Source organism: Mucilaginibacter sp., from assembly GCF_036568825.1.
Taxonomy (GTDB): domain Bacteria; phylum Bacteroidota; class Bacteroidia; order Sphingobacteriales; family Sphingobacteriaceae; genus Mucilaginibacter.
Genome location: NZ_DATCRU010000059.1, coordinates 60,708 through 87,697 on the forward strand (window position 1 = coordinate 60,708; position 26,990 = coordinate 87,697).

Sequence of the window (26,990 nt, forward strand, 5' to 3'; positions counted from 1 at the left end):
CATTATGATACAATACCTCGATAAATTAGAAGCAGGAAGAAGGTTGTTACTGGAACGGACGAAAGATCTTACTATGGATCAATACAATATTATTCCGCCGGGCTTTAACAACAATATTATTTGGAATATGGGCCATATTCTGGTCGTCAGTGAAGACCTGCTTTATGAAAATTCGCCTTATCAGCGCCCCCGGCACGAATTCATAAAATCTCGCTTTGAAAAAGGCTCGGTACCTGATGAGATTGTAAGCGAAGAAGACATTTTACTCATCAGGCATTCTCTGCAGCAAACAGCTCAATTTTATAAGATATGTACCGGAATGGACAAACCTGGATATGAAACTGCCTCAGCCAGTGGTTCCGGCCTGAAAGTAATCAGTGTTGATGTGATGCGATTCCTGATTTTTCACGAGGACATGCATTACCGCAGGATTGCGCAGCTGATGGAGATTGTTAAAGAAGTAAAAGATTAAAAATCATGAAACATAAAATAACATTTCAACGTGACGGGCTAACTTTAGTAGGTAACCTGTTTACTCCCGGGAATTTTGATGAAAAAGGCCAATACAAGGCTATTATCGTTGAAGGTTCACTCACTTCGGTTAAAGAACAAATGCCAGAAACGTATGCTCAAAAATTTGCAAATGAAGGCTTTGTGGTCCTCGCCTTTGACTATAGCCACTATGGTGAAAGTGAAGGGAAACCCCGCCAATTGGAAGCACCTGATGACAAGTTAAAAGATTTAGAGGCAGCAGTTTCTTATCTGACAAGTCTCAATTACGTAAAATCTGTGGGCATGGTAGGCGTATGTACCTCTGCCGGAAATGCTGCGTATTTAGCGTCGTCCGACCCTCGTATCAAAGCAATGGCCACTGTTGCAGGTTATTTACCTGATCCATCTTTGCTGGAGCGTTTGTTCGGCAAGGAGAAAATAGCCAGCAGGCGTGAAGCTGCAGCCGTAGCTAAAAGCAAATTTGAAAAAACCGGCGAAGAAACGATCGTGACAGCCTATAGTGAGACGGACAAATCTGCCGCTAATTTCAACCCTACTGAGGGTTTCTATGATTATTACCTGAACAAAACCCGTGGCGGTGTTCCTCAATGGAAAAACGAGCTTGCCATGATGTCCTGGGAAACTTTTCTGGACTTTGATCCCATCAGCAAAGCATCAGCGATTAAAGTTCCAACAATGGTTGTACATTCAGATGGATGTGCATTCCCTGCCCAGGCTAAAAAATTCTATTCATTATTACGAGGAGAGAAAGAACTGGTATGGGCTGATGGAAAGCATTTTGATTATTACGACCAGCCGAAGCAAGTGAATAATGCTGTTGAAAACGTCACTCGCTTTTTCAACGCTCATCTATAGTTGTTCACTTCGATAAGTTTAATGTCTAATACTTTTTCTATTAACAACATTTTTAAATTTTAACAAAATGACAGATAACAAAAATTTTGACGTGATCATAGTTGGCGGAAGCTATGCAGGACTTTCGGCAGCAATGTCTTTGGGGCGGGCATTAAGACATGTTTTAATCATTGACAGCGGTTTGCCTTGTAACCGGCAAACACCTCATTCACATAACTTCATTACGCAAGACGGAGAAAAACCAGGCGTTATTGCGGAAAAAGCAAAAAAACAAGTATTGAAATATGACACAGTAGAGTTCTTAACTGACCTTGCCGTTAATGGAACGAAAACCGCTAAAGGCTTTGAGATTTCAACTCAGTCAGGAAAATTATTTTCAGCTAAAAAACTCGTTTTTGCGACAGGCTTAAAAGACACAATGCTAAAGATTAAGGGATTTGCTGAATGCTGGGGGATTACAGTAATTCACTGTCCTTATTGCCACGGATATGAAGTAAAGAATCAAAAAACAGGGATTTTGGCAAATGGATATGGTGCATTTCATTTGGCTCGACTCATTAGCAACTGGACAAAAGATTTAACCATATTTACCAATGGAAAATCGGAATTGACGCCAGAGCAAACCGACGAAATCAAAAGACACAACATTGCAATAGTTGAAAAGGAAATTACCTCACTGAAACACAAAAACGGAGTAGTTGAAGAAATAATTTTTTCAGACAATTCAACTTTTCAATTAAAAGCTATCTATTCAAGACCTCCTTTTGAACAACACTGTAAAATCCCCGAATTATTGGGTTGTGAATTGACGGAACAGGGACTTATCAAAGTAGATGGATTTCAGAAAACAACGGTGGATAATGTATTCGCTTGTGGCGACAGTACGAATCCTGTTCGTTCTGTATCATATGCTGTATCGACGGGGAATAATACAGGAGTATTCTTAAATAACGCAATGACAGAGGAGGAATTTTTAAAATGACAATAAATGCTGCATATAACATTGCGGCTTGGCATTTAATAAAGATTCCGGTTATGGGCGTTCATTCAGATGGATGCGCCTTTCCTGACCAAGCTAGAAAATTCTATTCTCTACTACAAGGAAAGAAGGAACTCGTTTGGGCCGATGGATATCATTTTGATTATTATGATCAACCGGCGCAGGTCGATAATGCCGTAAAAAACATTACCCGTTTTTTTACAAATCATTTATCATAAAATACTGAAATTATGTTCGCAACTCCTTTCAAAGTCAATTTACGCTGGTCTGACCTCGACCCAAACTTTCACCTTAAACATAGTGGCTATTATGATTTAGCGTCACAACACCGCATCGAAATGTTAAGTCAATATGGACTGACTTTAAAAGTTATGGAAGAGCAGCATTTTGCGCCCGTTTTAGTGCGCGAAGAGTGTGTATTTTTCAGAGAAATTAAATATACCGATGTCGTTTATATTCATCTTAAGATTAAAGAAGTTAATGACGACGGCTCCAAATGGGTGCTCGTGCATGAGTTTGTAGATGAGTTTAAGAAAAAGAAAGCTCAACTAACGGTTGAGATTGTGTGGTTTGATACCAAAAGGAGAAGACGAGCTAAACCTGTACCTGAAGCTGCCGCGAATACTTACAGATTGATTATGCAGGAACAAGAAACACCGGAGAAAGGGAATCAGTAACTATAGCTAAAATAAAAAACGATTCGACAAAGTCCAATTGCTGCGGCAAACGGCTTCATACTTACGCCGTTAGCCTCGCAATGAAAAAAACAGCATCCTGCCGTTTTATGGCTGTCCCTCAATCACCATAACCGCAAAGGTAGCCCACGCCGGAATAAAACGTCAAGGGTGTAACGAGCCCCGATGATGGAATCGGGGCCCTTGACATTTTATCCGGCTAAGCGCTTTTGGTTGCTTACATGATGATTAAGGCGCGGTCGTTCTTTTCGTCTAACGGTAAAGACATTGTTGAAGTCTATCGTCTCGGGCCTCGACGAAACCCCATATCTTCATCGCGATCAAGTGAACCAAAATATCCCGCTATTTTCGATAAAGCTGGCACTGCCCATCGCGGCGCATTGGGGCTGACAAAAACAAGTTGCTTGTTTTGAACACTTAGCAAGGAATGCGGTTCGTATAAATTCCCCGATGCGTCGATAATTTCAATATTATCGAACCGGTCAGCAAAATGGATAAGGTTTTTTAGCCCTTCCTCATAATTATAGCGGATGCTGCCTGTATCCACAAAATGACCACCACCTTGTACCCGTGCGGTTACACGATCCATTGATTGTTTTATGTCGCTTAAGCCGATGTAAACCATGCTTACGACGTAGCCATTATCCTTAAAGCGGCTTACGGTATTCATCAGTTCGCCATCCCGAAAATTGGTTTCAATAGTAAAATAAGTTCTGTTTTTCAAGGCATCATCTACGCAGTCCAGGAAATATTGCTGGACTGCATAAGACACGCTATCGATTGGCAGGCCGGGAAATTGTGCTTCAATCCTTAAAATTTCTTTATCAGCATCGAAGATAAAAGCACCGGCAGCGGATAAATCTTTTGAGAATGTAGATTTACCTGCTCCGTTCGGCCCCGCGATGATGAGTAATTGCGGGTTCTCCAAGATCATATTCAGAGGATTTTAACCAGGTGGGATACCCCTTTGTCATCTATTTGAACCAATTCTTTTCTATCCCGGTACTCATGCACCATGTAGCTGGTGTCTGGACAAACGACTTTATCAAAGTAAGTGAGGTAGCCGTCTCTTTTAAATGTTTCACGCTTAACGGCATCAGCAGTCGGCCGTAGCCTGTCGGCCAATTCATCTGCCGAAAGCTCAAATACTGATTTAGAACGGGTATCTTTTACCGTTGTTCGCATGGTTTGTTGTAACGTTGTCATACAAATTTAATTAAATTATTTTTATTGTGAACCTGGGCTTCATATTAATAGCGCACTAACCAGTTAATTTGTGCCGCTATTTGGAGAATCAGTTTAAGAGGATGCCAACCGCCGTTTGAGCTTACTCATATCTTGACTTACTTTAATGTCCAGGATTTTCGCGTAGTGCTGGGTAGTTTTGATATTGGTATGGCCTAACATTTTAGAAATGCTTTCGATGGGTACTCCGTTTGAAAGTGTAACTGTTGTGGCGAAGGTATGGCGGGCTATATGGAACGTAAGCGGTTTATCAATTCCACATATACCAGCTATTTCCTTTAAATAAGCATTCATTTTCTGATTAGTGCTCACGGGAAGGGCTTTACCCGAATTGCAGCAAATCGGGTGGTCAGCATATCTATCAAGCAAATTCAAAGCTGTAGGTAATAAAGGAATGCGACTTGGGGTATCCGTTTTTTTTCGCGTGGTAAATATCCACATTTCGCCATCCAGACCTTTTACAATTTCATTTCGCTTAAGCTTGCTAACGTCCGCATAGGCCAATCCTGTGAAACAACAAAATAAAAAAATGTCTCTTACTTGATTAAGGCGCTCGGTTGAAAAAACCTTGTTAGCCATCGCTTGTAAATCGTCCGCATTAAGGAAAACTCTATCAACCTGTTTAATTCTGATTTTATAATTAACAAATGGGTCTCTATCTAACCAACCACTTGACAAACAAATACCAATTATTTTTTTGAAGTTTTTAATGTATTTAAAAGCCGAGTTATTAGCACAATTCCGCTCCGAACGGAGATAAAACTCATAGTTTGTAATAAAATCGTGGTCTATTTTTTTAATGTCAATATCAGTTACCTTGTATTTCCATTGCAAATAATCTTGGGTATGCTTTAGTGAAGTCTCATAGCGTACTGCCGTGCCTGCTGCATATTCTTTACCAACCAATGTAACAATTTTCTTATTGTGGTCTTTAAATATGTCTATAAGCATCCTTGTTTTTTCACTTTTACCCAAGAATTTATCTCTAAGAGATTCGGCAGTAATAAGATTTTTTGATTCCGTTAACTGGCTATGCGCCTCATAAACTTGCTTTTGCAACGTATCCAAATAGGCATTAAAGGATTTGATTTCCTCTTTAGTCCCTTTTAATCGACCTGCAATACAGTTCCATGTACTGGGATCACACTCGCGGCCAGTGGTAGTTTCCGAACGCTTACCATTTACGGTAATGCGCAGATAAATCGGCACAAGGCCGCTTTGGTAGTTTTTGGGCTTCTTTAAATAAAAAAGCAAACTGAAATTAGTTTTCATAATGTTTTAACATTAAAAAGTGAAACAAAATTAAGCTTGCAATCAACCTCGTACAAGATGTTCATTTTTTGAACCAGTTGAATATCAGATAGATAACCCAATTTGGTGAGTAGGGAATTTCTAAAATTTACTCACCGAATTACGCTCCTTTTTATTGCGATTTGGTGAATAAAATAGCCGTTTGACTAAAAAACAAAAGCCTGCAATCATTTGATTTGCAGGCTTTTAGTCTATTTTAACATTGAACTTAGTGGAGCCGGAGGGATTCGAACCCTCGTCCAAACATGGTATAAGGTAAGCTTTCTACATGCTTATCTGCTGTTAAATTGTCGGGAAGGGGAAGGTCAGCCGCTTACCTGTACCATCTTCCTTAGGTGCTTTATCTCGCCCGCTTATCACACCCTAAGCAAGCCAGTTTCATTTTTCGATGCCCCGGTTGCCGGTCCAATGAAACGGAACACCGGCGGGACAAAGGCTATTCTAATTCTAAATTAGGCAGCCAAGGCGTAGTTATTTTCGCCATTTGTAAGTTTGAGCGTTCAGATTAAAGCGCTAATTCACCCAACGCGCTGCATGCTTACCTACTTATCTCCATCCTGTCAATTCCGGTCGACCCCTTTTGAGTTCGCAGTTGCCGGTGGGCAGTTTGCAGAAAGCAGAATACAAATATAGGAATTTTTCAGACGACGATTGTAAATAGCGAGTAAACCTTGAGTAGTCATGGTCAAAGGTGAATAGTGAATGACTTACCTGAAATGGCAATTTACAATTCACTATTGACTACTCACCATTCACTACCATATTTCGCTAACCAGCTCGCGTTTTAACGAACCGAAGCAAATACCCCTTTAATTAATTCCACAAAATCAACTGATTATTAACATTTTAGAATTCTGGCATCTGATTTGAATATTAATTTAACATAAAGGATGCTTTTAATTTCCTATCCGTAAAACATTCATTTAAAATTTAAAGCATTCTGCCAAATAACTAATAACACATCTATTTAAACACAACGGAAATGGAAAACTATAACAAGATTGCAGAAGCCATCATCGACCTACAGCTCAGGGGTTACGACCAGGACTTTGTCATAAAAAATGAACACATACTTTGTGTTCAGGACAGTGAGCTGATCAGTCCTGACGATTTTGAAGTGATTGATACTTACAAGTTTGACGGTGCCAAAAGGCAAAGGGACAACTATGTTATTTACGCTATCAGGTCTCTGCATAATGACCTCAAGGGTATACTCTTAACATCATACAGCACATTTAGCAAAGGCTTATCAATTCACCTTTGGTCAAAGCTGGGCGCAAATCTGAAATAAGCTTATTTCGCGATCAGCACCTCTACATCATACCCTATAAACAGGCCGCTGTCGATCACACCGGTGATGGATTTGATCTTTTGTTCCATATCATCGGGGATATGATCAAACCGCACATCAAAAATGCAGTTGTTGTTTTCGGTGATGATCGGTCCGTCCTTACCTTTAGCGGCACGCAAGGTGATGTCGTTAATTCCCATCTCACGCAAAGCCGATTCCACATAAAGCAATGCCCCGGAAAACACTTCAACCGGAACCGGGAAGTTCATACCGAGCCGGGTTACGATCTTGCTTTCGTCTACCAGGATATAATTTTTCTTACTCGATTTGATCAGCAGCTTCTCTTTAAACAGAGCCCCGCCCCGGCCCTTGATCAGGTTGTTCTTTGGGTCTACTTCATCTGCACCATCGAAGGCCCAGTCGGGTTTATCCTCAAACAAACCGGTTACCGGTATACCCAAACTGCTGCAAGCCATGGTTATTTCAATAGATGATGGGATCACCTTTACATTCAGCTTTTCATTTTTGATGCGTTCAGAAATAGCAAACAAAGCCATGTAAACAGTAGAACCTGATCCTGCACCCACGATCTGGCCATCCTGCACCTTATCGGCAATCTGCCGGGCCAGTCTTTCTTTAGCTTCTTTATTGATAATATTATCCGACCAGCCCAAATGGGAAAGGAGTTCACTCTGGAGTTTCATAGTTCGAAAATTTCGAATAAAGTACGGTAATTTTTTTCCTACGCTCGCATTTCTTTGAAATACCTGACAAAAATCGTCCGGTAAACAAAAGATGTGGCTGCAGACATGTTAAGACAATATGATTTTGAAAAACATGCAAAATATTATAAAATAATATGTTACGCTTTAAAAAAAAGCATTTAAGCCATCCGTTTCGTTTCAAAAGACTTCTCCCCCAGCAAAAACCATATTTTTACACATAAAATCTATATATAAGCCAAGTGTCATTTCAAAATAATATGTTTCATTTTTAATATTTAATGTAAAATTAATTTTAATAAATTTGGGTAACCCCTCTGTTAGTTAAGCAAATGTTAACACTTCATTAACTTTAACTAATTGTATATCGAAGTAAAAAAGTCATATATATATTTGACTTCATCGGAACCTAACATTGGGAGATACAGGTGGTTCTATGAAGAAAAAAATACTATTTATCACAGGCTCTATTAACCAGACTACGCAGATGCACCAGATATCGTTGCAGCTGCCTGAGTACGATTGTTGGTTCAGTCAAATTTTCACCGATTCAAAAGTTTTATTGTCGCTGCAAAAGCTAACCTCTTTGGGAGATAATACTATTCTCGGAGGTCAGTTTAAAGCCCGCTCTGAAGACTACCTGAAACGCCATCAATTGAATATGGATTATGGCGGCAAGAAAAACGGCTATGACCTTGTGGTGTATTGCTCAGACCTGATCGTTGCAAGCAGCTTACGTAAGTATAAAACCATTTGGGTGCAGGAGGGGATGATCGATAAGCATTCATTCGTCAGCAAAGCGGTTAAAAAACTGGGATTGCCCGCCTTCGTCAGCGGAAATACAGCTCTTAATGGGTCAACCAATCAGTTCGATATTTATTGCGCGGCTTCTGAAGGCTATAAAGACCATTTTGTACAAGGCGGGACAGATCGCAATAAACTATTTGTGACGGGTATTCCTAACTACGATAACTGCGCCAAATTCTTAAACAATAACTTCCCTTACCGCGACTATGTAATGGTAGCCACCAGTGACATGCGCGAAACTTATAAATATGAGGATCGGGAAGCATTTATCAGAGAGACCGTTAAAATCGCTGATGGCAGGCAGTTGTTATTCAAGCTGCATCCTAATGAAAAGTTCGCGCGCGCCGAAGCGGAAATAAAGAAATATGCGCCACTGGATACCTTGATCTATCAAACAGGCAATACCGATGAAATGATTGCCAATTGTTGCGAGTTGATTACTCAATGGTCTACCGTGGTATATACCGGCCTTGCTTTAGGTAAAAAGGTTCACTCCTATTTTGATCTGGACGAACTAAAAAACCGGATGCCGGTACAGAACAATGGCACATCAGCCAAAAACATAGCAAACATTTGCCGCGCATATATTGAATTTGAAGGAAACCGGAAGGAGTTCCTGAAACAATTCACCTATAAACCAGAAAAGATTACGCAAGACGAAGAGGTGTATGCCTGATAATAGGACGGATAAGATTGTAATAGTGGTGCAGGCCAGGATGTCGTCGAATCGTTTACCCGGCAAGGTAATGCTTCCCATTTTGGGCGAGAGCTTACTTTACAGGATGATCGAACGGTTGAAGATGATCCGCCACCAGGCGCAGATCGTTATCGCTATACCCGAAGAAGCCGGAGATGATATTATTGAAAAGGAAGCTACAAAAATCGGAGTTCCATGTTTTCGTGGCAGCCTGAATAACTTGCTTGACAGGCATTACCAGGTGGCTAAGCAATATAATGCAGACATTATATTAAAAATTCCTTCTGATTGCCCGCTTATTGATCCCCGGATCATCGACCAGGTGCTGGATTTTTATTTTGATCACCATGGACAATACGACTTTGTAAGCAACTTACACCCTGCCTCTTTCCCAGATGGTAATGATGTGGAGATCATGACTATGGCCTGCATCGAAAAAACCTGGAAAGAAGCCACCCGGCAGCTCGAGTTGGAACACACCACACCCTACATCTGGGAAAACCCGGAAAAATTCAGAATTGGTAACGTACTTTATAATACAGGCAAAGATTATTCCATGTCGCACCGGTTTACTATTGATTACCAGGCGGATTATGATTTTATCGAGGCTGTATTCGAAGAGTTATATCCCATTAAGCCAGATTTCTCTTGTGAGGATATTTTGGACTTGCTCGCAAAACGTCCGAACATTTACAAGATCAACGCTGAGTACTCGGGTGTAAACTGGTACCGTAATCACCTGGATGAATTGAAAACAATTACTGCAGACCAAACCAAGACTTTAACAAACTAACATGACTGATAAATCCACTATAGATAAACAAAAGCTGCAGCAAACCGCACTGAAAATACGCGAGCATATTGTAAGGACGGCAACGGACGGCGGCTGCTTTGTTGGCGCTTCGCTTTCTGCTGCCGACCTGATCTTATACCTGTATTCTGAATGGCTGAACATCGGAAACCATAACCTGGACGATCCGGACCGCGACTATCTTTTCCTCTCTAAAGGTCATGATGTACCTGCACTTTATGGAACATTTGTGGAATTGGGCTTGATGGAAAAAGATCGCCTGAAAAATCATTTATCTATCGATGATAATATTTACTGGCATCCAAATACAAAAATTCCGGGTATCGAATTTCATTCCGGCTCGTTGGGTCACCTGCCTTCGGTGGCTATAGGTGTAGCGATGGATATAAAAATACGCGGTGGTAAAAACCGTGTGGTATGTATCCTGGGTGATGGGGAACTGAACGAAGGCACCTGCTGGGAAGCTGTTTTAGTAGCGAACGCTTATAAATTAGATAACCTGATTTTTGTGGTCGACCGCAATCAGTTCCAGGCGAATATGCCTACTGAGGAGTTGATTCCGCTTGAACCACTGCATGATAAATTCACCGCCTTTGGTGCCTCTGTAAAACGAATTGACGGGCACGATTTTGATGCCTTACACAATGCATTTTCAGCTTATCCTTTTGAAACAGGTAAAGTTAATGTAGTGATTGCCGACACCGTTCGTGGTAAAGGTTTGCCAAGCATTGAGCATCGTGCCGACAGGTGGTTTTGCAATTTTACAGCGCCCGAGATCGAAAGCCTTTTGAAAGAATTGCATGGCGAACATTTATCACAATTAACATCAGAAACTTTAGTAGTACGATAATATGACCTACGAAGAACTTTTAACCAGGCAAGCCACAGCAGATGAGCGTTTTATAGTGATGACGGCCGAAAACCGCGCCCTGGTACGTAATATACACGCCCATTTAGGCAACCGGTTTATAGATACCGGTATTACCGAGCAAACCATGATCGGTGCTGCAGCAGGTTTAGCGTTACGTGGCCGCATACCAGTTGTTCATGCACTGGCTTCATTTCTTACCATGCGTGCATTTGAGTTTGTACGCACCGATGCAGGTATTCCCAATCTGCCTATTAAACTAAGCAGCTTTATCCCGGGATTTTTATCGGATGGCAACGGTCCGACCCACCAGGCTATTGAAGATATCGCGCTGATGCGTGGCATACCCAACATGACCGTTTTTGCACCGGCTGATGAAGACGATCTGTTAAAAATGCTGCCTGAGATCTGGAATTATCCTGCTCCTTCCTATGTACGCATCAATACCCAAAAATCAGGTTATGAGCATGCTCCTTTTGAATTAGGCAAGGCTGAAGTAATAGCTGAAGGAACGGATGTAACCATATTGACTTACGGTCTGCTTTTCGCTCAAACGTTAGCTGCCGTTGAAATACTGAAAAATGAAGGTTTATCAGTCGGACTGATCAATATGCGCAGCTTGAAGCCTGTTGATGAACAGGCAATATTGAAAGCGGCCAATAATAAACTGGTAGTAACTGTAGAAGACCACTTCCTGACAGGTGGTTTATACACCATTGTTGCCGAAACACTATTAAAGCATCAAACTACAGCTAAAGTGCTGCCATTTGCGCTGAATGAAAAATGGTTCAAGCCATCATTACTGCCCAATGTATTGCAACACGAAGGCTTCACGGGCAAACAAATAGCCGAAAAAATATTAGGATATACCACCAACGCGGTTCAGCAAAACATTGCCGTGCCGCAGTTTTCAGAATAATAAAAGAATAACGATATGCCAAACACAGTAAAGTTTAATGAAGATTATCCGGTGATCACCAAATCGGATGAGTTGTATGAGAGAGCGCTGAAAGTGCAGAAACCTGTTACGCAAACTTTAGCGAAGGGCCCTGGACAATATATCAAAGGTGTCGCGCCAAAGTATATACAACGCGGCAAGGGTTCGCACGTTTGGGATGTGGATGGCAACGAATACATCGACTTCAACGCCGCTATCGGCCCAATTTCATTAGGCTATGCTTACCCGGCAGTAGATGAAGCGATCAAAAAACAACTGGAAGATGGCATTACTTTCTCGATGATGCATCCGCTTGAGGTGGAAGTATCGGAATTACTTCAGCAGGTTATCCCAAATGCTGAAGCTGTAAAAATATCAAAAACAGGAGCTGATGTTTGCTCAGCGGCAATACGTGTGGCACGTGCATTTACGGGTCGTGAAAAAGTGTTTTGCTGTGGTTATCACGGCTGGCACGATTGGTATATCGGTATCACCAGCCGCAATGCGGGAATTCCGGAGGCCATACAAAATATGACCTATACTTTCGAGTATAACGATATCGACTCGATCAAAGCATCGCTTGACGAAACTGTAGCAGCTTTGATCTTAGAGCCTTTCATTTTTGAAGCGCCAAAACCGGGCTTCCTGAAAGAACTGGCAGAAGCCTGTAAAGCAAACGGAACACTTTTAATATTTGACGAAATGTGGACGGGCTTCCGTATAGCAATAGGCGGTGCACAGGAATATTTTGATGTAAAACCTGATTTGGCTGTTTACTCAAAAGCCTGCGCCAACGGTATGCCGATAGCTTTCCTTACCGGTCGCGCTGATGTAATGGAATTATTTAATTCACAAGTATTCAGCTATACCACTTTTGGCGGCGAAGCTTTATCACTGGCTGCTACTAAGGCCACAATCAATGAACTTCGTGATAAAAATGTCCCTAAATACCTGGATGAAAAAGGTGCTTTATTAAAAGACGGTTACAACCAAATCGTCATTGAAACAGGCATGGACATTTACACCCGTTGTATTGGCTACAACTGCCGCTCGATGGTAACTTTTACTCCTGAAGCGGGTAACGGTCTGGAAGTAAAAGCCTTGATGCAGCAGGAAATGATAAAACGCGGTGTGCTATGGGGTGGCTTCCACAATATGTGCTTTAGCCATACCGATGAGGATATTGAATATACCCTTTCAGCTTATCGCGATGTGATGCCGATCATGAAAGAGGCCATCACCAGCGGAAATGTAAAGCAATACCTGAAAGGTGAAGTGCTTGAAGCTGTGTTCCGCAAGGTAAATAACTATAATATCAAACCAAAAACAGCCTGAGATAATGGACCTGTTTTCGTTAAAAAATAAAACGGCGATTGTTACCGGTGCGGTAGGCCTTATCGGGAAAAAGCACTGCGAGGCGTTGGCATCTGCCGGGGCCAATGTAGTAGTTGCTGATATTGATGAAGCTGCCTGCCAGGCTTTCGCCTCCACATTGGGCGAACAGCATTTTGGGCTTAAGGTTGATGTGACGGATGAGAATTCTTTAAAAGAGGCTCGTGATAAGATCATAACAAGATATGATTCGATAGATGTATTAGTAAATAACGCTGCCATCAATGACATGTTCGAGAATCCGAACCTCGCTAAAGAACAATCTGCGTTTGAGAATTATCCGCTGAGCTCATTCCGCAAATCATTGGACGTAAATGTAACCGGCGTATTCCTTGCATCGCAGGTTTTTGGTACCGTGATGGCCGAACAGGGCAGTGGCAGCATCATCAACCTGGCATCCACTTATGGTATGGTTGGGCCTGATCAAAGGATTTACCGCAATAAAGAAGGCAATCAAACCTTTTTTAAGTCAGCGGTATACCCGGTAACCAAAGGCGCGGTGATCAATTTCACCCGTTTTTTGGCGGCATACTGGGGCAACAAAGGCGTGCGGGTAAACACCCTTTCGCCCGGAGGTGTAGAAAATAACCAGGACGAATTTTTTGTACAGAATTATTCAGCTAAAACATTGCTGGGCCGCATGGCAAGCGCCTCTGACTACCAGGGCGCATTGATATTCCTTGCCAGCGATGCATCAGCTTATATGACCGGCGCCAACCTGGTAGTGGATGGTGGCTGGACGGCAATTTAAAAGACAACCCCTAATATTTGATAGCCATGACATCACAAAAAACATTAAGCATTAAATTATTGCTGACAGATTGCGACGGAGTACTGACTGATGCCGGAGTTTACTATGGAGAATCAGGCGAAGAGCTAAAGAAATTTAATATCCGCGACGGGATGGCTGTCGAGCGCATGCGCAACCTCGCCAACATCGATACCGGGATCATTACCGGTGAATTATCCCCTTCAGTTGCCAAAAGAGCAGAGAAATTAAAGATCACTGAACTTCACTTAGGTTCAAAAGATAAACCTGCTATTCTAAGAGAGATCATGGAACGCCGTGGTTTACAGGCTTCTGAAATTGCCTATATCGGCGATGACAGCAACGACCTTGGCATTATGGAGCTAGTTGGTTTTACAGCTTCTCCATCAGACGCATTGTCTTTTGTAAAGGAAAAGGTTGATTATGTATGTTCCGCAAAAGGCGGAGAAGGTGCTTTCAGAGAATTGGCTGAAATGTTAATAGACGCTCGCACAAAACAAGAAGTAGTTGAGCCGCAAATCACTATTAATGAAAGTCATACTGAAGTTAGCCAGCACCCACAAATGGTGGATAAGACTTACAAATTAAGCAGTGGTCAGCGCATCGGTCCGGGTGAGCCTTGTTATGTTATCGCTGAGATAGGTATTAACCATAACGGATCGCTGGAAATAGCTAAGAAATTGATAGACGAAGCCGTAGCAGCTAAAGTAAACGCGGTAAAATTTCAGAAACGCACACCGGAAATTTGTGTTCCAAAAGATCAATGGGAAATAATGCGCGATACCCCTTGGGGCCGCATGTCATATATCGACTACAAACGCAAAACCGAGTTTGGTGTTGAAGAATATGCTGCTATCGACCAATATTGCCGCGAGTTAGGTATCGATTGGTTTGTATCAACCTGGGATGTTGAGGCTGTTGATTTTATGGAACAGTTTGATACGCCGATCTATAAGCTGGCATCTGCATCACTGACCGATTTTCCATTGATCAAACGCATCCTGTTTACCGGAAAACCGCTGATGTTGTCAACAGGTATGTCGAACATGCGCGAAATTGAAGAAGCCGTAAAACTGGTAAAAGAATTTGATGAGGATTACCCGCTTTTCATTGCTCATTCAACCTCTGCTTATCCATGCAAACCGGAAGAGCTGAATCTGAAAATGATACAAACTCTGGCTAAAAAATATCCCGGGGTGCCGATTGGTTATTCTGGTCATGAAACAGGATTAGCAACAACAGTTGCTGCGGTAACTTTAGGTGCTACTTTTGTAGAAAGACATTTTACGCTGGATCGTGCAATGTGGGGATCGGATCATGCTGCATCAGTTGAGCCACAAGGTTTCCAGCGTTTGGTTCGCGATATCAGGGATGTAGAAATAGCTGCAGGTGATGGTGTTAAAAAAGTTTATGAATCAGAACTTGGCCCGATGAAAAGGCTGCGTGTATATATCAGCGACGAGTACAAACAAGGGCAATAATTGACGAATGGATCAATCGAAGTTATTAGTAATAACAACCAGTATACTGATCTGCTGGGTGATATTCATTATCGCCTGGGAACGGATATCGCCCTACAGAAAGGGATTGCCTTTCTTCAGGGAAGGCTTTTGGGTTGATTTGGTGTGGTATACCATCATCCAAAGTTATTTTCTAAAGATCCTGATATTTGATTACATCATCGCTCCTCTGCAGCATCATTTCGATTGGTCGGGTTTTCAATTCATCAAAAGCTGGTCGGTAACGGAGCAGGTTTTGTTTTTCCTGGTAACGCATGATCTGTATATCTACCTGTTCCATCGATTACAGCACGCCAACAAAGTTTTATGGAGAACCCATGAAGCGCACCATTCAGGCAAAGAAGTCGATTTCCTTGCGGGATCGCGTTCTCATGTAGTGGAGATCATCATTAATCAAACTATTGAATTCGCCCCTATCGTGATACTTGGTGCCAATCCGATGGTGATACCGATCAAGGCATTACTCGACGCTATGTTTGGCATGTTTATTCACGCCAACGTCAATGTGAAACTTGGCAAGTTGAAATACTTCCTCAACTCGCCGGAGCTGCATCTATGGCATCATGCGAATTATCGTGAAGTTTTTCACGCCAACTTTTCAACCAAGTTTTCCCTATGGGACCATCTATTCGGAACAGCTTATGATCCCGGACACAAACCGGGCGATAAGCGCGAAAATTGGGGATTGTATTATGACTATCCAAAGGACTATTTCCTGCAGCATGCTTTCTCAGTAAAGCGTTTTGACGAACAGAAGTTATTGCGCTATCGTTGGTTCAGTTGGTACTATAACCTACGGCCACGGATGGTAAACTGGTTAAGCAGCAAATGGAAACTATTCCGGAAATTCAATCCGGTTATAGAACCCGTTGAATATAAGCCTTCCAATAATTTACCGCCTGAGCCGCTGGAATTAAGCCCGGTTCAGGAAAATTATATATCTTACGACAAATAACTCAACACATTGGCCTGGTTATACATCGTTATCGCTGCTGCTTTTGAAGCTGCATGGACCTTCTCGGTCAAGTACATGAAATTCAGCGAGATCAAAAACTTGCAGTTTGCCACTTTTTATAAAACCACAGGCGGGTTGCCTGTTATTTTACCATTTTTAGGCTATATCATTTTTGGCGTATGTAATATTTATTTCTTTTCGCTCGCAATTAAGCAACTACCAACAACGACTGCCTATGCCGTTTGGACGGCCGCTACGCTTATTATGATCAAGATCGCCGAAATCGCTTTTTTCCAGCAACGATTTTCGTTACTTGAACTCTTTTTCATTACGCTGATCATGGTTGGTATCCTTGGGCTCAAATTTTATGGTACTGCATTAAAGTAAGGAATCGTTGCAGGGCTGTCCGAAGCCTCCGACTTCGAATAGCGTAGAGAATACCAATTATAAGTCGGTTGAGCAGGTTACCTCGCCCATCTCACGGATACCACTATGAAGAGCATCCAATCTTGTCAAGACACGGTTATAAGCATCGCCGCCTAACAGTAAATGTACCGGAGCATCCTCTCGCCCTGCTATTCTGATTATTGCTGCCGCAGCTTTTTCAGGATCACCGGGCTGTAGGCCATCTCTTTTCATATATACTCTGCGGGCCTCGGTAATATCCCTGTAATCATCTATTGTATTTTGCGCAACTGCAATTGATTCCCCATTCAGGAAATTGGTACGAAATGCCCCTGGAGACACGCAGGTTACTTTCACACCTAAATGTTTTACGTCCTCTGCCAATACTTCGCTTAGCGTAATCACTGCAGATTTGGCCGCGCAATAAATCGACCAGCCCATGCCCGGAGCAAAACCGCCTGAAGAAGAAATATTGATGATATGTCCTGAACGTTGGTCGCGCAGGTAAGGCATTACGTTTCTCACTACATTCAGTGTAGCAAATACATTGACATCGAATGCCTGGCGGGTTTCTTCGTCGGTTAGTTCTTCAATGGTGCCTCCAATACCATAGCCTGCATTGTTGATCACTACGTCGATCCGACCAAATTCTTCATAAGTATGCTGAAGCGCCAGCGATACGCTGCTCTCATTAGCCAGATCGACTTGTAATGGTAAAAAATTGCTTTCATCACGGTTCACAGCCTTGGCCAATGCTTCCTTATCACGGGAAGTAGCAGCCACAAAGTGCCCGGCACAAAGCAATTGTTTCACAATGCTTAGCCCGAAGCCTTTTGATGCACCGGTGATGAACCATACTTTTTTGTTACTGTCTGTTTCTGTTCTTGTCTTCATAAGAACAAAATTAAATCAACAGTAAAGCGAAAGCATTACATTATTCAAACCAATGGTTACAAAATTCAAACATTTCTAAAAGAAGTAGGCGTCAACCGGGTCTGCTTTTTGAAGAAATTATTGAAGTGAGTGGGTTCTTCAAAACCCAGGCAATAACCAATCTCAGATATATTCCAGTCGGTATGTTTTAACAGTGATTTAGCTTCACGCAACAGGCGTTCAGCAATATGATCGGTGGTAGTTTTACCGGTAGTTTCACGTATAGCCCGGTTTAAATGATTCACATGAACAGACAATCGCTGCGCAAAATCATTAGCAGATCGCATAGCAAAACGCTGACTAGGCGCTTCAATAGGAAATTGACGTTCAAGCAGTTCCGTAAACACCGAAGTTATCCGGGATTTGGCATCAATATGTTTGCATAGATTCTCAGATGGCTTAGTTTTGAGTGCATAATAAGCCAATTCAGTGATATAATTCTTGATCAACTCATATTTAAAATCGAAATCAGAATTTAATTCATCTAGCATCTTCATAAATAACGTTGCCACATAATCCTCCTGCTCCTCATTCAGTGCATAAATAGGTTTTCCACTTATCGAAAAAACAGGCAAATCGCTCAATCCACCACGAAAACGACCTGTAAAAAACTCGTCGGTGAATATGCAAAAGAAGCCTGAACGATGATCAACGAGCGACTCAAAAGTGTAAGGTACTTGTGGATTAAAAAACATTAACGATGTACCCTTCAATTGAATGCTACGATCAGCATAATGCAGTATTCCCTCCCCGCGAGTTAAGCTGATCTTATAATAATTGCGGCGGCTATAGGTCATCTGCTTACCTGTAGGTACCGTATAATTATCCATTTTAAACACATTGAAGTGCCCGATATTTTGCTGAACATTGTCCGGCATCCAATCGAATTTATTCCTATAAAAATCCTCTATCGTCTCTACTACCATACAAACAAAATTACAAAATTCAAACAAATCAGCAAAAAACAATGTCATCTTAACGACATAATTTTTTTACATGTATATTGGCATTTCCAATTATCGATCTATGAAAACCTTAAAAATCGCTTTCTTATTATTCCTGTTTTTTGCTGCCACAGCAGTCAACGCCCAAACTGATTCACCTGCAAACATTAAAGCTGCAAACAAATGGGTAAGAAGCCGCGAGTGGGCTAAAGACCTGAAAATAAAGCCCGATCCTTCTATCAACAGTGTTGAATTTATGAAGCAATACGAAAACAATAAAGCCCTGTGGGATAAAGTTTTCGCTTTTTTAAATGATAGCAAACTGGCAACAATGGCTCCGGGCAAATACCCTATTGATGGTGATAATGCTTACGCCATGATCTCAAACGGTCCACCCAAAAAATTGGAGGATGTAAAATGGGAATCACACAAAAAATACATCGACCTGCACTATGTGATCTCGGGCAAAATTAAAATCGGCATGGCCCCTGTCGTAAAGGCAACAGTTACCGAACCTTACAGTGAAAGCCGCGATGCTGCCAATTATAATGTTGATGGCAAATTTCTCACAGCCACGCCAAAGGAATTCTTTTTATTCTTTCCGCAGGATGCCCACAGACCCGATATTAAAATAGATGGCGCAGATAGTTTGAAAAAATTGGTGATTAAGATCAGGTATAAAGAATAGGTTGACGCCAGGCATATAATCTGCGAAATAGATTTAGTTAGTTCAAATATTTGTACCGGGGCGACAAACCATTCGGCCGCTTTGCAGTTTAAGCAAGTATGGAAACTAACCGATTATCATCTTCACTTACCGAAGCATTAAACCAGCAAATGACCAACGAGGCAGCTAATGCCCAGATATACCTTGCCTATGCCTCATGGGCAACCGACAGAGGTTATGATGGAATAGCTAATTTCCTTTTCAGGCACGCTAACGAGGAACGGAATCATATGATGAAAATCCTCGAATACATCCTGAAAAGAGGTGCCAAAGTAAAGGTTACCGAAATACCTGCTCCCGGCCCTGACCCGGCTAACGTAAATGATTGCTTTGAGAAGATATTCAAATCAGAAGTAGATAACACCCAGAATATTTACAAGATAGTTGATATGACTATGACTGAACGGGACTGGGCCACCTGGAACTTTATGCAATGGTTTGTAAAGGAACAAACCGAAGAAGAAACTCTTGCAATGGATCTGTTATCCAAAATTAAAGTGGCCGGCGGAGCGAATGCCAATGATGACGCGCTCTACGCCCTTGACCGCGACCTGGAAAAAACACCCGACGATGCTATATTGGCACAGGATGTAAGCGTCGAAAATCCATAAATCACTCTCCAAATTATAATGAAAAAGCCTGTCTGTAATGTGGACGGGCTTTTGTTTGATACCTTCATTTTCGCTTTTTGAATATCAAAATTTGTGTTTCAGATTAATTGTCTGATATTCTTATATTTAGATAAACTTAAAACGCAAATCATGATCACACCAAATCACCTCTCCATTCTTGGCATTATTCATACTGCTATCAGTATTCTTGCCATTCTGATTGCCTTGTACGCGCTATTTCGCTCCGGTAAGATCGATCCTGTTTCTGGTCCGGGCAAATGGTATATCTGGTTAACTATTCTAACCTGTGTTACTGGCTTACCAATCATGCGCTTCGGCCATCCTACAGCAGGTCATTATCTGGCTATCATCGTCCTTGTATTATTGCCTATCGGCATCTTTGCCCGACGGCTGCGCTTTCTCGGGAAGCTTGGCGAATATATCCAGGTGATTGTTATGTCAGCAACCTTGTTTTTATCATGTATACCCTTATTTGTTGAATCGTTAACCCGGTTACCGATCAGTCACCCTATCGCTTCCGGTCCTGATGATCCGCTGCTGAAAAATGTGCTTAACGGCTTAATGATAGTTTTTCTTGTGGGGGTTATTTACCAGATCATCAAAATCAGGGCTAAACGCAAAACACCGCCTTCACTTAACAACGCCGTTAATTAAAAGGCTAATTGTTCGCCTTTTGTAAAGATTAAGATTGAGCGATAATACTCAATAGATATTGAACTGAAATTGAGTATTATCGCATCATGAAAAGCCCTTTCAACCACCTGGACAATTATATTTTAGAAGACGACAAAGTTCTGTTAAGGCCATTAGTAGAATCTGACCTTCAATACCTGGTCCCCTTTGCTATAAATGAACCCGATACATGGCGCTTTTCACAAACAAGCGCGCGAAGCGAAAAAGGCATGTGTGCTTACGTTGATACTGCATTGATGAACAAAGCAACCGGTAAAGAATATCCCTTTATTGTATTTGATAAAACCAGCGGTGAGTATGCAGGCAGCACCCGTTTTTACGATATACAGCCGCAGAACAACATGCTGCAACTAGGCTATACCTGGTATGGCGAAAAATTCAGGGGGACGGGATTAAATAAGCATTGCAAATTTCTATTACTTCAGTTTGCTTTTGAAGACCTGGACATGTACCGGGTCGAATTCAGGGCTGATGCTCGTAACGAACGCAGTATAGCCGCCATGAAAAGTATTGGGTGTAAACTCGAAGGTATTATCCGTAGTCATATGTGGCTGGAGGACGGCACACGCCGGGATTCCATTGTGCTAAGCATTTTGAAAGAAGAATGGGAGAATGGGGTGAAGGAAAATTTGAGAAAGAGACTATAATATAAGCCGGCGCAAACCCCGAGGTCATGCAGAATTTATTTCGGCAACCCACAGGACATTCATGCCTGCTTGGTCATCAATTTGCAGTAGCAGACCTGCCTATCTCACACTTTTATGATGGGGTTCTGAAATAAATTCAGCATGACGTTTTTTATTTTAATCTTCACCCTACAATTTGATAAACACCTTATTCTTCGCCAGCCAATAACATAGGCTCCATTCCAAAAACCAGGTTACCAGAGCTGAGAGCACGGCTGATATTTTAGGCACCAAGCCTGCCATATTGGAAAAACCTTGCACAAAGATCGCCACAAAACCATTCACCCACTGGTAGCCTACAGTTTCAAAAAACAGGTAGATAAATATGGCATTTGCTCCTACCACAACGGCAATCCAGGCGTATTTGGTGTATTGTTTCAGATCTACAAGCCAGTACCAAAACGCCATCATCAAAAATACCCATCCGCCTGAGGCTAGTGTGAACGAACTAGTTGCAATACGTTTAATAATAGGCGCGATACTCAGCCAATCCAATCCGAAGCCTAATATCAAACCAGCAATTCCGGCTATCAATAAGTATTTAACTTTTTGCTGAGATGAATAATTGGATACTAACAATTTCCCAGCTAAGACACCCCATATAGTATGCGCCGCTGTAGGAATAATGTTGATCGCCACCCAACCATCGTGATTTATTTTACCCATCAGCACCGTATCCATATAAGCACCAAAGTTGTAATACTCCACAAATGGCTGATCAAATCCAGGAACTAAAATTAATCGGTACAATAATTCGGTAATGATTAACAGAATTACTGAAACAGCGATTTGGAACTTATATGACCTGTCGATAATCAGATAAGCAATAATACTGGTAAACGACAACTGTGTCAGTACATTCCACAACTCCCAAACCAATTTACCGGCATAAACACAATGCAATCCCGTGCCCAGCAGAAACAATTTGACAGACCGGATAGCAATATGTTTAAAATTCTGTGACCAGGTTATTCCCCTCTCTCTTTTATAATAATAGGAAATGTACATTCCTGTACCGGCAATAAGCATAAATGAAGGCTGCAGTAGATCCCAAGAATGCAACCCATGCCAGGGATGATGAAAGAATTGGTTCAGGATAGCACCAAGTATGCCTCCCGGTTCAAGCTTTTTGAGCGACTCATAAACCGAGCAGCTTTCGGCAGCCAGCAATATCATGATGATGCCGCGCATTACATCAATGGACAGTATTCTTCCGGGCTTTTGGGAAATTACGGGTTCCATACAGGAAAATTGGATGATGTTAGGTTAACTTAAATAAAGTTAATGCTTTATTCGAGTTTTCATCCAATCTCAGGCAAATTCGGCATCGCCAAAAAACTCAGGTCGATGAAAGTCTGGCTTAGGTGCTACAATATTTTTCCAGGCCAGGAAATGCGGCTGGGTAAGATCATCACCACACTTATAAAAGTTAACCCGGCATTTTCTCGCTTTTAACTGGTTAACTTGATGAAAGCAAAACAACTGCACAGGTATCACCAGCATCAAAGTCCAATTAATGGTTGGGTTAGGATCGCCTTTCTTTTGATGGATGGTTCTCTCGTATTTTATAGTTTCCAGCAATTCTGCAGGCAATGAGGCTCTTGTTTCGCCCGGTATTCCAAATCCACCCAGGCAAGTTCCCAGTCTATTAAACTCCAGGTTATAGTATGATCTGTCATTACCAAAGGCTATGAAAAACTCTACGCAGCTATCTTTATAAACAGGGTCGTTGGTATTGCGGTAGCGGGCCAGTACTTCATGTTCCTCCACATCATATTTAATAAATATGCAATCGTTGCCATGGGCTATTTTGAAGGAGACTTTTGGCAGATCATAGTATTCGGGATATTCCGGCCAAGGCTGGATGTTGATCTTGTGACTTCTCTCCCGTTCCAGCAGGGGAATAATACTTCCAACAGGCGTAATTTGATTGACACCCGGCAGTCGTGATATGTATAGGTTGTTCTCGACCATAATAAAACCGGGGCAAAAATAACTTAGTAAAGTTATAAAATGTGTGCGCACACATAAATATATTTTCAATATTTTCGCTTGCAGCAGGTTCGGGGCATCCGGAGTGTTTTTTGCTGTTCCTGTTTTTAATCTTTTTAAGTGATCTATGAAAAAATTCAAAGGCTTATTCACGCCCTTCTTGCTTACCATTTCTTTATTATTTACAGGATTTTCAGTATCAGCCCAGACTTCAAAAAATACTTTTTCATTAAGCAAGACCGACTTTTTGCTGAATGGAAAACCATTTGAAATCATAAGCGGTGAGATGCACCCTGCCCGCATCCCCAGAGTTTACTGGCGCAACCGCATCCAAATGGCAAAAGCAATGGGTTGCAATACCATCGCAGCATATGTGTTCTGGAACTATCATGAAAGCAAACCAGGCGTATTTGATTTTAAGACTGATAACCATGATATAGGCGAGTTCATCAAAATTTGTCAACAGGAAGGCATGTGGGTGATTCTTCGTCCCGGGCCTTATGTATGCGCCGAGTGGGATTTTGGTGGGATACCATCCTACCTATTAAAAATTCCTGATATAAAGATCCGCTGCATGGATCCGCGTTATATGGCAGCTGCTGAAAGATATATGACGCACCTGGCTGCGATTGTTAAACCGCTTTTATGTACCAACGGCGGACCGATATTAATGGTTCAGGTTGAAAACGAATACGGCAGCTACGGCAATGACAAGACCTATATGGAAACCGTGCGCAACATATGGATCAAAAACGGAATTAGCGTACCTTTTTATACCGCTGACGGTCCTACAGCATTTATGCTGGAAGCCGGAAATGTGTACGGTGCAGTAATCGGTTTGGACAGCGGCAGCAGCGAAGCTGATTTTGATGAGGCAAAAAAACGTAACCCAAATGTACCTGCGTTTAGCAGCGAAACCTATCCTGGCTGGTTAACTCATTGGGGCGAAAAATGGAACAGACCGGATACCGCAAGTCTGCTGAAAGAAGTAAAATTCTTACTGGATACCAAACGCTCATTCAACCTGTATGTGGTACACGGTGGGACCAACTTTGGTTTTACTGCCGGGGCGAATGCCTTTACACCAACCCAATTTCAGCCGGATGTAACCAGCTATGATTACGACGCGCCGATAAATGAGCAGGGGCGACCAACTCCAAAATATTTTGCGTTACGCAAACTGATCTCCAGATATGTGAAATACAAAATACCGGAAGTGCCAAAACCGGTAGAGACCATGACCATTCCCGAGATAAAAATGCAGGCCTACTCTACTGTTTGGGCCAATTTGCCGGTACCGATAAAGTCTCCTCAACCTAAACCGATGGAGGCATTGGATCAATCGTCAGGATATGTTTTATATAGAACCAAACTGATCGGCCATAAAAGCGGCAAACTGACCATCACCGAGCCGCATGACTATGCTACCGTATTCTTAAACGGCAAGTATGTTGGCAAGGTAGAACGCGACAGCGGTAAATGGAGTATTAACCTGCCTAAATCTGACGTGAAAGACCCTGTCCTTGAAATATTTGTGGAAGCGATGGGTCATATCAATTTCGCTCAGTATATGATCGACCGCAAAGGTATTACCGACAGGGTGACCTTAAACGGCATGACACTGATGGATTGGGATATTTATAAACTGCCATTTGACAATCAGTACATTTCAACACTAAAACCTGCCGCCATCAATCCAGAAAAGAATGGTGCATTCTTCAAAGGAAGCTTTAATCTCGATAAGGTAGCCGATACTTACATCGACCTAAGTAAATATAAAAAAGGTGCGATTTGGGTGAATGGCCATAATCTGGGGCGCTATTGGGATATCGGTCCGCAGAAACGGCTGTATTGCCCGGCTCCATGGCTGAAGAAAGGTAAAAATGAGGTACTGGTATTCGACCTGCATCAAACCGAAGCAACTTCTGTATCAGGCGAAAACACATTAGAATAACCGTTGAACAATTATAAACCAAACTATAAACTATGGATCGCAGAGACTTTATCAAACAAAGCGCACTGGCTACTGCCGGACTAACCATCCTCCCCGCAGGTTCACTTTTTGCAGACACTACCAAAGTACGATTGGGCTATATCGGCGTCGGGCTTCGAGGGCGTAATCATATACAGGAAGGATTATTGAGAGATGATGTAGAAATTGTAGCCATCTGCGATACCCAGGAAAGCTCACTGCAATACTGTCGCGAGCAATTTAAGAAAGCCGGCAAAAAGCAGCCTATTGAATATACAGGTGGTTTGGACGCTTATAAAAAATTGCTGGACCATAAAGATATCGATGCGGTGATCATCGCCACTCCATGGCAATATCATCATCCTCAAGCCATTGATGCTATGAAAGCCGGCAAATATGTCGGCTGTGAAGTTATAGCCGGGTTATCTGTTGACGACCATTGGGATATCGTAAAAACATCGGAGCATACCGGCGTTCCTTATATGACGTTGGAGAATGTATGCTATCGCCGCGACGTGATGGCTGCTTTAAATATGGTTCGCAAAGGGTTGTTTGGGGAGATCATCCACCTGCAAGGCGGTTATCAGCACAATTTGCGTGAAGTATTATTTAACGACGGCAAGCACTTTTATGATCATGGAGTAGAATTCGGGCCTAATGCCTTGAGTGAAGCGCAATGGCGTACACAGTTTAATATCGACCGTAATGCCGATATCTACCCTACCCACGGCGCCGGGCCATTGATGCACTATGCCAACATCAACTATGGCAACCGCTTTACCAACCTGGTTTCGTTCTCATCAAAGTCAAGAGGATTAAATACTTATATTGAGGAAAAATCCCCTGGCCATCCGAATGCGAAGATCAACTTCAAAAATGGCGATGTGACTACGACCTTGATCAATTGCGCTAATGGTGAGACAATAATGTTAAGCCACGATTGTCATTTGCCTCGGCCATACTCATTAGGATTTAGGGTGCAGGGTACCGAAGGTATCTGGATGGATCTGAACGAATCAGTTTATATCAATTATAAAAGCCAGAAAGAAGACGAATGGGATCCGTCCAAAAAATGGTTTGAACAATATGATCACCCACTTTGGGCAAAATATGCCGACAAAGCATCCGGGGCGGGTCATGGCGGAATGGACTATTTTGTATTCAATGCATTTGTAGAAGCAGTTAAGAGAAAAGGCCCTACTCCTATTGATGTTTATGATTCAGTTACCATGAGCGTGATTACTCCGCTTTCCGAAAAATCAATAGCTACGGGAAACCAACCACAGGAATTCCCGGATTTTACCAAAGGCAAATGGAAAGACCGTAAATCGACCTTTGCTTTGGATGACAGCGGGTTTTAATAACAATTTGAGTTTATGCCCCGTAGGGTCTACCGCTTTGTAGTATTCGACCCAAAGGTTATTTTTTGCCCTGTAAGGGCTACCCATTTCAAGTAGGCAAACTATGCATGTCGGTTAAGGGTAGCCTCTACGAGCAATGTCATTAAGTTAAGGATTAGTATGCTGGTTTAAAGTTTGAATAGGTTCGGAATTTACTTTTTGAGTGTTTATTTTTTATTGTTCTCTCAAAGGCCCGGCCTTTTCTTATGGGTAACGTG

29 protein-coding genes and 1 other RNA gene are annotated in these 26,990 nt (G+C 42.1%); 21 read left to right on the forward strand and 9 right to left on the reverse strand.

Annotation, left to right across the window (positions count from 1 at the left end; translation table 11 throughout):
• Positions 1-4 precede the first annotated feature (4 nt).
• The 5 genes from VIM89_RS12160 to VIM89_RS12180 all read left to right on the forward strand — a co-directional run bounded on the left by VIM89_RS12160 (position 5) and on the right by VIM89_RS12180 (position 3,045).
• A complete protein-coding gene (locus VIM89_RS12160; protein WP_488156427.1) occupies positions 5-472 on the forward strand; it encodes a DinB family protein in 468 nt (155 codons plus the stop codon).
• A gap of 5 nt (positions 473-477) precedes the next feature.
• A complete protein-coding gene (locus VIM89_RS12165) occupies positions 478-1,368 on the forward strand; it encodes an alpha/beta hydrolase (RefSeq protein WP_488156428.1) in 891 nt (296 codons plus the stop codon).
• A gap of 67 nt (positions 1,369-1,435) precedes the next feature.
• Complete coding sequence (locus tag VIM89_RS12170) at positions 1,436-2,350, forward strand: NAD(P)/FAD-dependent oxidoreductase (protein WP_488156429.1); 915 nt, start codon at positions 1,436-1,438, stop codon at positions 2,348-2,350.
• The gene (locus VIM89_RS12175; protein WP_488156430.1) at positions 2,347-2,586 is read left to right on the forward strand and encodes a hypothetical protein; all 240 of its coding nucleotides are present in this window, start codon (positions 2,347-2,349) and stop codon (positions 2,584-2,586) included. The genes VIM89_RS12170 and VIM89_RS12175 overlap by 4 nt, the downstream gene beginning before the upstream one ends.
• A 12-nt stretch (positions 2,587-2,598) precedes the next feature.
• Positions 2,599-3,045, forward strand: a complete 447-nt coding sequence (locus VIM89_RS12180; RefSeq protein WP_488156431.1) for an acyl-CoA thioesterase — start codon at positions 2,599-2,601, stop codon at positions 3,043-3,045.
• Positions 3,046-3,340: 295 nt separating this feature from the next.
• On the opposite strand, the gene VIM89_RS12185 is transcribed toward VIM89_RS12180, so the two are convergent.
• The 4 genes from VIM89_RS12185 to ssrA all read right to left on the reverse strand — a co-directional run bounded on the left by VIM89_RS12185 (position 3,341) and on the right by ssrA (position 6,197).
• Complete coding sequence (locus tag VIM89_RS12185) at positions 3,341-3,997, reverse strand: ATPase (protein ID WP_488156432.1); 657 nt, start codon at positions 3,995-3,997, stop codon at positions 3,341-3,343.
• A 2-nt stretch (positions 3,998-3,999) separates the two neighbouring features.
• Positions 4,000-4,269, reverse strand: coding sequence for a hypothetical protein (locus tag VIM89_RS12190; protein WP_488156433.1), 270 nt, complete (start codon positions 4,267-4,269; stop codon positions 4,000-4,002).
• A 93-nt stretch (positions 4,270-4,362) separates the two neighbouring features.
• Positions 4,363-5,580, reverse strand: a complete 1,218-nt coding sequence (locus VIM89_RS12195) for a site-specific integrase (protein ID WP_488156434.1) — start codon at positions 5,578-5,580, stop codon at positions 4,363-4,365.
• Positions 5,581-5,828: 248 nt separating this feature from the next.
• Positions 5,829-6,197, reverse strand: a transfer-messenger RNA (tmRNA) gene (ssrA, locus tag VIM89_RS12200).
• 404 nt (positions 6,198-6,601) lie between these two features.
• On the opposite strand from ssrA, the gene VIM89_RS12205 reads away from it, so the two are divergent.
• Positions 6,602-6,910 (forward strand): hypothetical protein, encoded by a 309-nt coding sequence (locus VIM89_RS12205; protein ID WP_488156435.1) that lies wholly within the window; start codon positions 6,602-6,604, stop codon positions 6,908-6,910.
• Between the two features lie 2 nt (positions 6,911-6,912).
• Here VIM89_RS12205 and rpiA read toward each other — a convergent pair whose 3' ends face one another.
• Positions 6,913-7,614: a ribose 5-phosphate isomerase A gene (gene rpiA, locus VIM89_RS12210; protein ID WP_488156436.1), complete on the reverse strand. Its 702-nt coding sequence runs from the start codon at positions 7,612-7,614 to the stop codon at positions 6,913-6,915.
• Positions 7,615-8,068: 454 nt separating this feature from the next.
• On the opposite strand from rpiA, the gene VIM89_RS12215 reads away from it, so the two are divergent.
• From VIM89_RS12215 to VIM89_RS12255, 9 genes are read left to right on the forward strand one after another with little or no spacing between them, the layout of a single operon-like run.
• Positions 8,069-9,115, forward strand: coding sequence for a hypothetical protein (locus VIM89_RS12215; RefSeq protein WP_488156437.1), 1,047 nt, complete (start codon positions 8,069-8,071; stop codon positions 9,113-9,115).
• Entirely contained in the window at positions 9,108-9,929 is an 822-nt protein-coding gene (locus VIM89_RS12220; RefSeq protein ID WP_488156438.1) for a cytidylyltransferase domain-containing protein, read from the forward strand. The genes VIM89_RS12215 and VIM89_RS12220 overlap by 8 nt, the downstream gene beginning before the upstream one ends.
• 1 nt (position 9,930) lies before the next feature.
• Complete coding sequence (locus tag VIM89_RS12225; protein ID WP_488156439.1) at positions 9,931-10,797, forward strand: transketolase; 867 nt, start codon at positions 9,931-9,933, stop codon at positions 10,795-10,797.
• Between the two features lies 1 nt (position 10,798).
• Positions 10,799-11,734 carry a transketolase family protein gene (locus VIM89_RS12230; protein WP_488156440.1) on the forward strand — a complete coding sequence of 312 codons (936 nt, stop codon included), beginning with the start codon at positions 10,799-10,801 and terminating at the stop codon, positions 11,732-11,734.
• 15 nt (positions 11,735-11,749) lie between these two features.
• The gene (locus VIM89_RS12235; protein WP_488156441.1) at positions 11,750-13,087 is read left to right on the forward strand and encodes an aminotransferase class III-fold pyridoxal phosphate-dependent enzyme; all 1,338 of its coding nucleotides are present in this window, start codon (positions 11,750-11,752) and stop codon (positions 13,085-13,087) included.
• A gap of 4 nt (positions 13,088-13,091) precedes the next feature.
• Positions 13,092-13,895: an SDR family oxidoreductase gene (locus tag VIM89_RS12240; protein ID WP_488156442.1), complete on the forward strand. Its 804-nt coding sequence runs from the start codon at positions 13,092-13,094 to the stop codon at positions 13,893-13,895.
• 26 nt (positions 13,896-13,921) lie between these two features.
• Positions 13,922-15,394 (forward strand): N-acetylneuraminate synthase family protein, encoded by a 1,473-nt coding sequence (locus VIM89_RS12245; protein ID WP_488156443.1) that lies wholly within the window; start codon positions 13,922-13,924, stop codon positions 15,392-15,394.
• A gap of 7 nt (positions 15,395-15,401) precedes the next feature.
• Positions 15,402-16,388 carry a sterol desaturase family protein gene (locus tag VIM89_RS12250; RefSeq protein ID WP_488156444.1) on the forward strand — a complete coding sequence of 329 codons (987 nt, stop codon included), beginning with the start codon at positions 15,402-15,404 and terminating at the stop codon, positions 16,386-16,388.
• Positions 16,389-16,397: 9 nt separating this feature from the next.
• On the forward strand, positions 16,398-16,775 hold the full coding sequence (locus VIM89_RS12255) for a DMT family transporter (RefSeq protein WP_488156445.1): 378 nt from the start codon (positions 16,398-16,400) through the stop codon (positions 16,773-16,775).
• 57 nt (positions 16,776-16,832) lie between these two features.
• Here VIM89_RS12255 and VIM89_RS12260 read toward each other — a convergent pair whose 3' ends face one another.
• Together VIM89_RS12260 and VIM89_RS12265 are read right to left on the reverse strand one after the other, a co-directional pair.
• A complete protein-coding gene (locus tag VIM89_RS12260) occupies positions 16,833-17,687 on the reverse strand; it encodes an SDR family NAD(P)-dependent oxidoreductase (RefSeq protein WP_488156446.1) in 855 nt (284 codons plus the stop codon).
• 65 nt (positions 17,688-17,752) lie between these two features.
• A complete protein-coding gene (locus VIM89_RS12265; RefSeq protein ID WP_488156447.1) occupies positions 17,753-18,652 on the reverse strand; it encodes a helix-turn-helix domain-containing protein in 900 nt (299 codons plus the stop codon).
• 100 nt (positions 18,653-18,752) lie between these two features.
• On the opposite strand from VIM89_RS12265, the gene VIM89_RS12270 reads away from it, so the two are divergent.
• The 4 genes from VIM89_RS12270 (at position 18,753) to VIM89_RS12285 (ending at position 21,369) form a co-directional block, all read left to right on the forward strand.
• Positions 18,753-19,358: a NanQ anomerase/TabA/YiaL family protein gene (locus tag VIM89_RS12270; RefSeq protein ID WP_488156448.1), complete on the forward strand. Its 606-nt coding sequence runs from the start codon at positions 18,753-18,755 to the stop codon at positions 19,356-19,358.
• A 98-nt stretch (positions 19,359-19,456) separates the two neighbouring features.
• Positions 19,457-20,008: a ferritin gene (locus tag VIM89_RS12275; protein WP_488156449.1), complete on the forward strand. Its 552-nt coding sequence runs from the start codon at positions 19,457-19,459 to the stop codon at positions 20,006-20,008.
• Positions 20,009-20,158: 150 nt separating this feature from the next.
• Positions 20,159-20,683 carry a hypothetical protein gene (locus VIM89_RS12280; protein ID WP_488156450.1) on the forward strand — a complete coding sequence of 175 codons (525 nt, stop codon included), beginning with the start codon at positions 20,159-20,161 and terminating at the stop codon, positions 20,681-20,683.
• An 86-nt stretch (positions 20,684-20,769) separates the two neighbouring features.
• Complete coding sequence (locus VIM89_RS12285) at positions 20,770-21,369, forward strand: GNAT family N-acetyltransferase (RefSeq protein ID WP_488156451.1); 600 nt, start codon at positions 20,770-20,772, stop codon at positions 21,367-21,369.
• Positions 21,370-21,537: 168 nt separating this feature from the next.
• Here the strand turns inward: VIM89_RS12285 and VIM89_RS12290 are convergent, their stop codons facing one another.
• Complete coding sequence (locus tag VIM89_RS12290) at positions 21,538-22,650, reverse strand: acyltransferase family protein (protein WP_488156452.1); 1,113 nt, start codon at positions 22,648-22,650, stop codon at positions 21,538-21,540.
• 69 nt (positions 22,651-22,719) lie between these two features.
• Positions 22,720-23,382: a carbohydrate-binding family 9-like protein gene (locus VIM89_RS12295; RefSeq protein WP_488156453.1), complete on the reverse strand. Its 663-nt coding sequence runs from the start codon at positions 23,380-23,382 to the stop codon at positions 22,720-22,722.
• A 145-nt stretch (positions 23,383-23,527) separates the two neighbouring features.
• Between VIM89_RS12295 and VIM89_RS12300 the strand changes: the two genes are divergently transcribed.
• Together VIM89_RS12300 and VIM89_RS12305 are read left to right on the forward strand one after the other, a co-directional pair.
• Positions 23,528-25,354, forward strand: coding sequence for a glycoside hydrolase family 35 protein (locus VIM89_RS12300; RefSeq protein WP_488156454.1), 1,827 nt, complete (start codon positions 23,528-23,530; stop codon positions 25,352-25,354).
• A 32-nt stretch (positions 25,355-25,386) separates the two neighbouring features.
• Positions 25,387-26,733, forward strand: a complete 1,347-nt coding sequence (locus VIM89_RS12305) for a Gfo/Idh/MocA family protein (RefSeq protein WP_488156455.1) — start codon at positions 25,387-25,389, stop codon at positions 26,731-26,733.
• Positions 26,734-26,990: the final 257 nt, after the last annotated feature.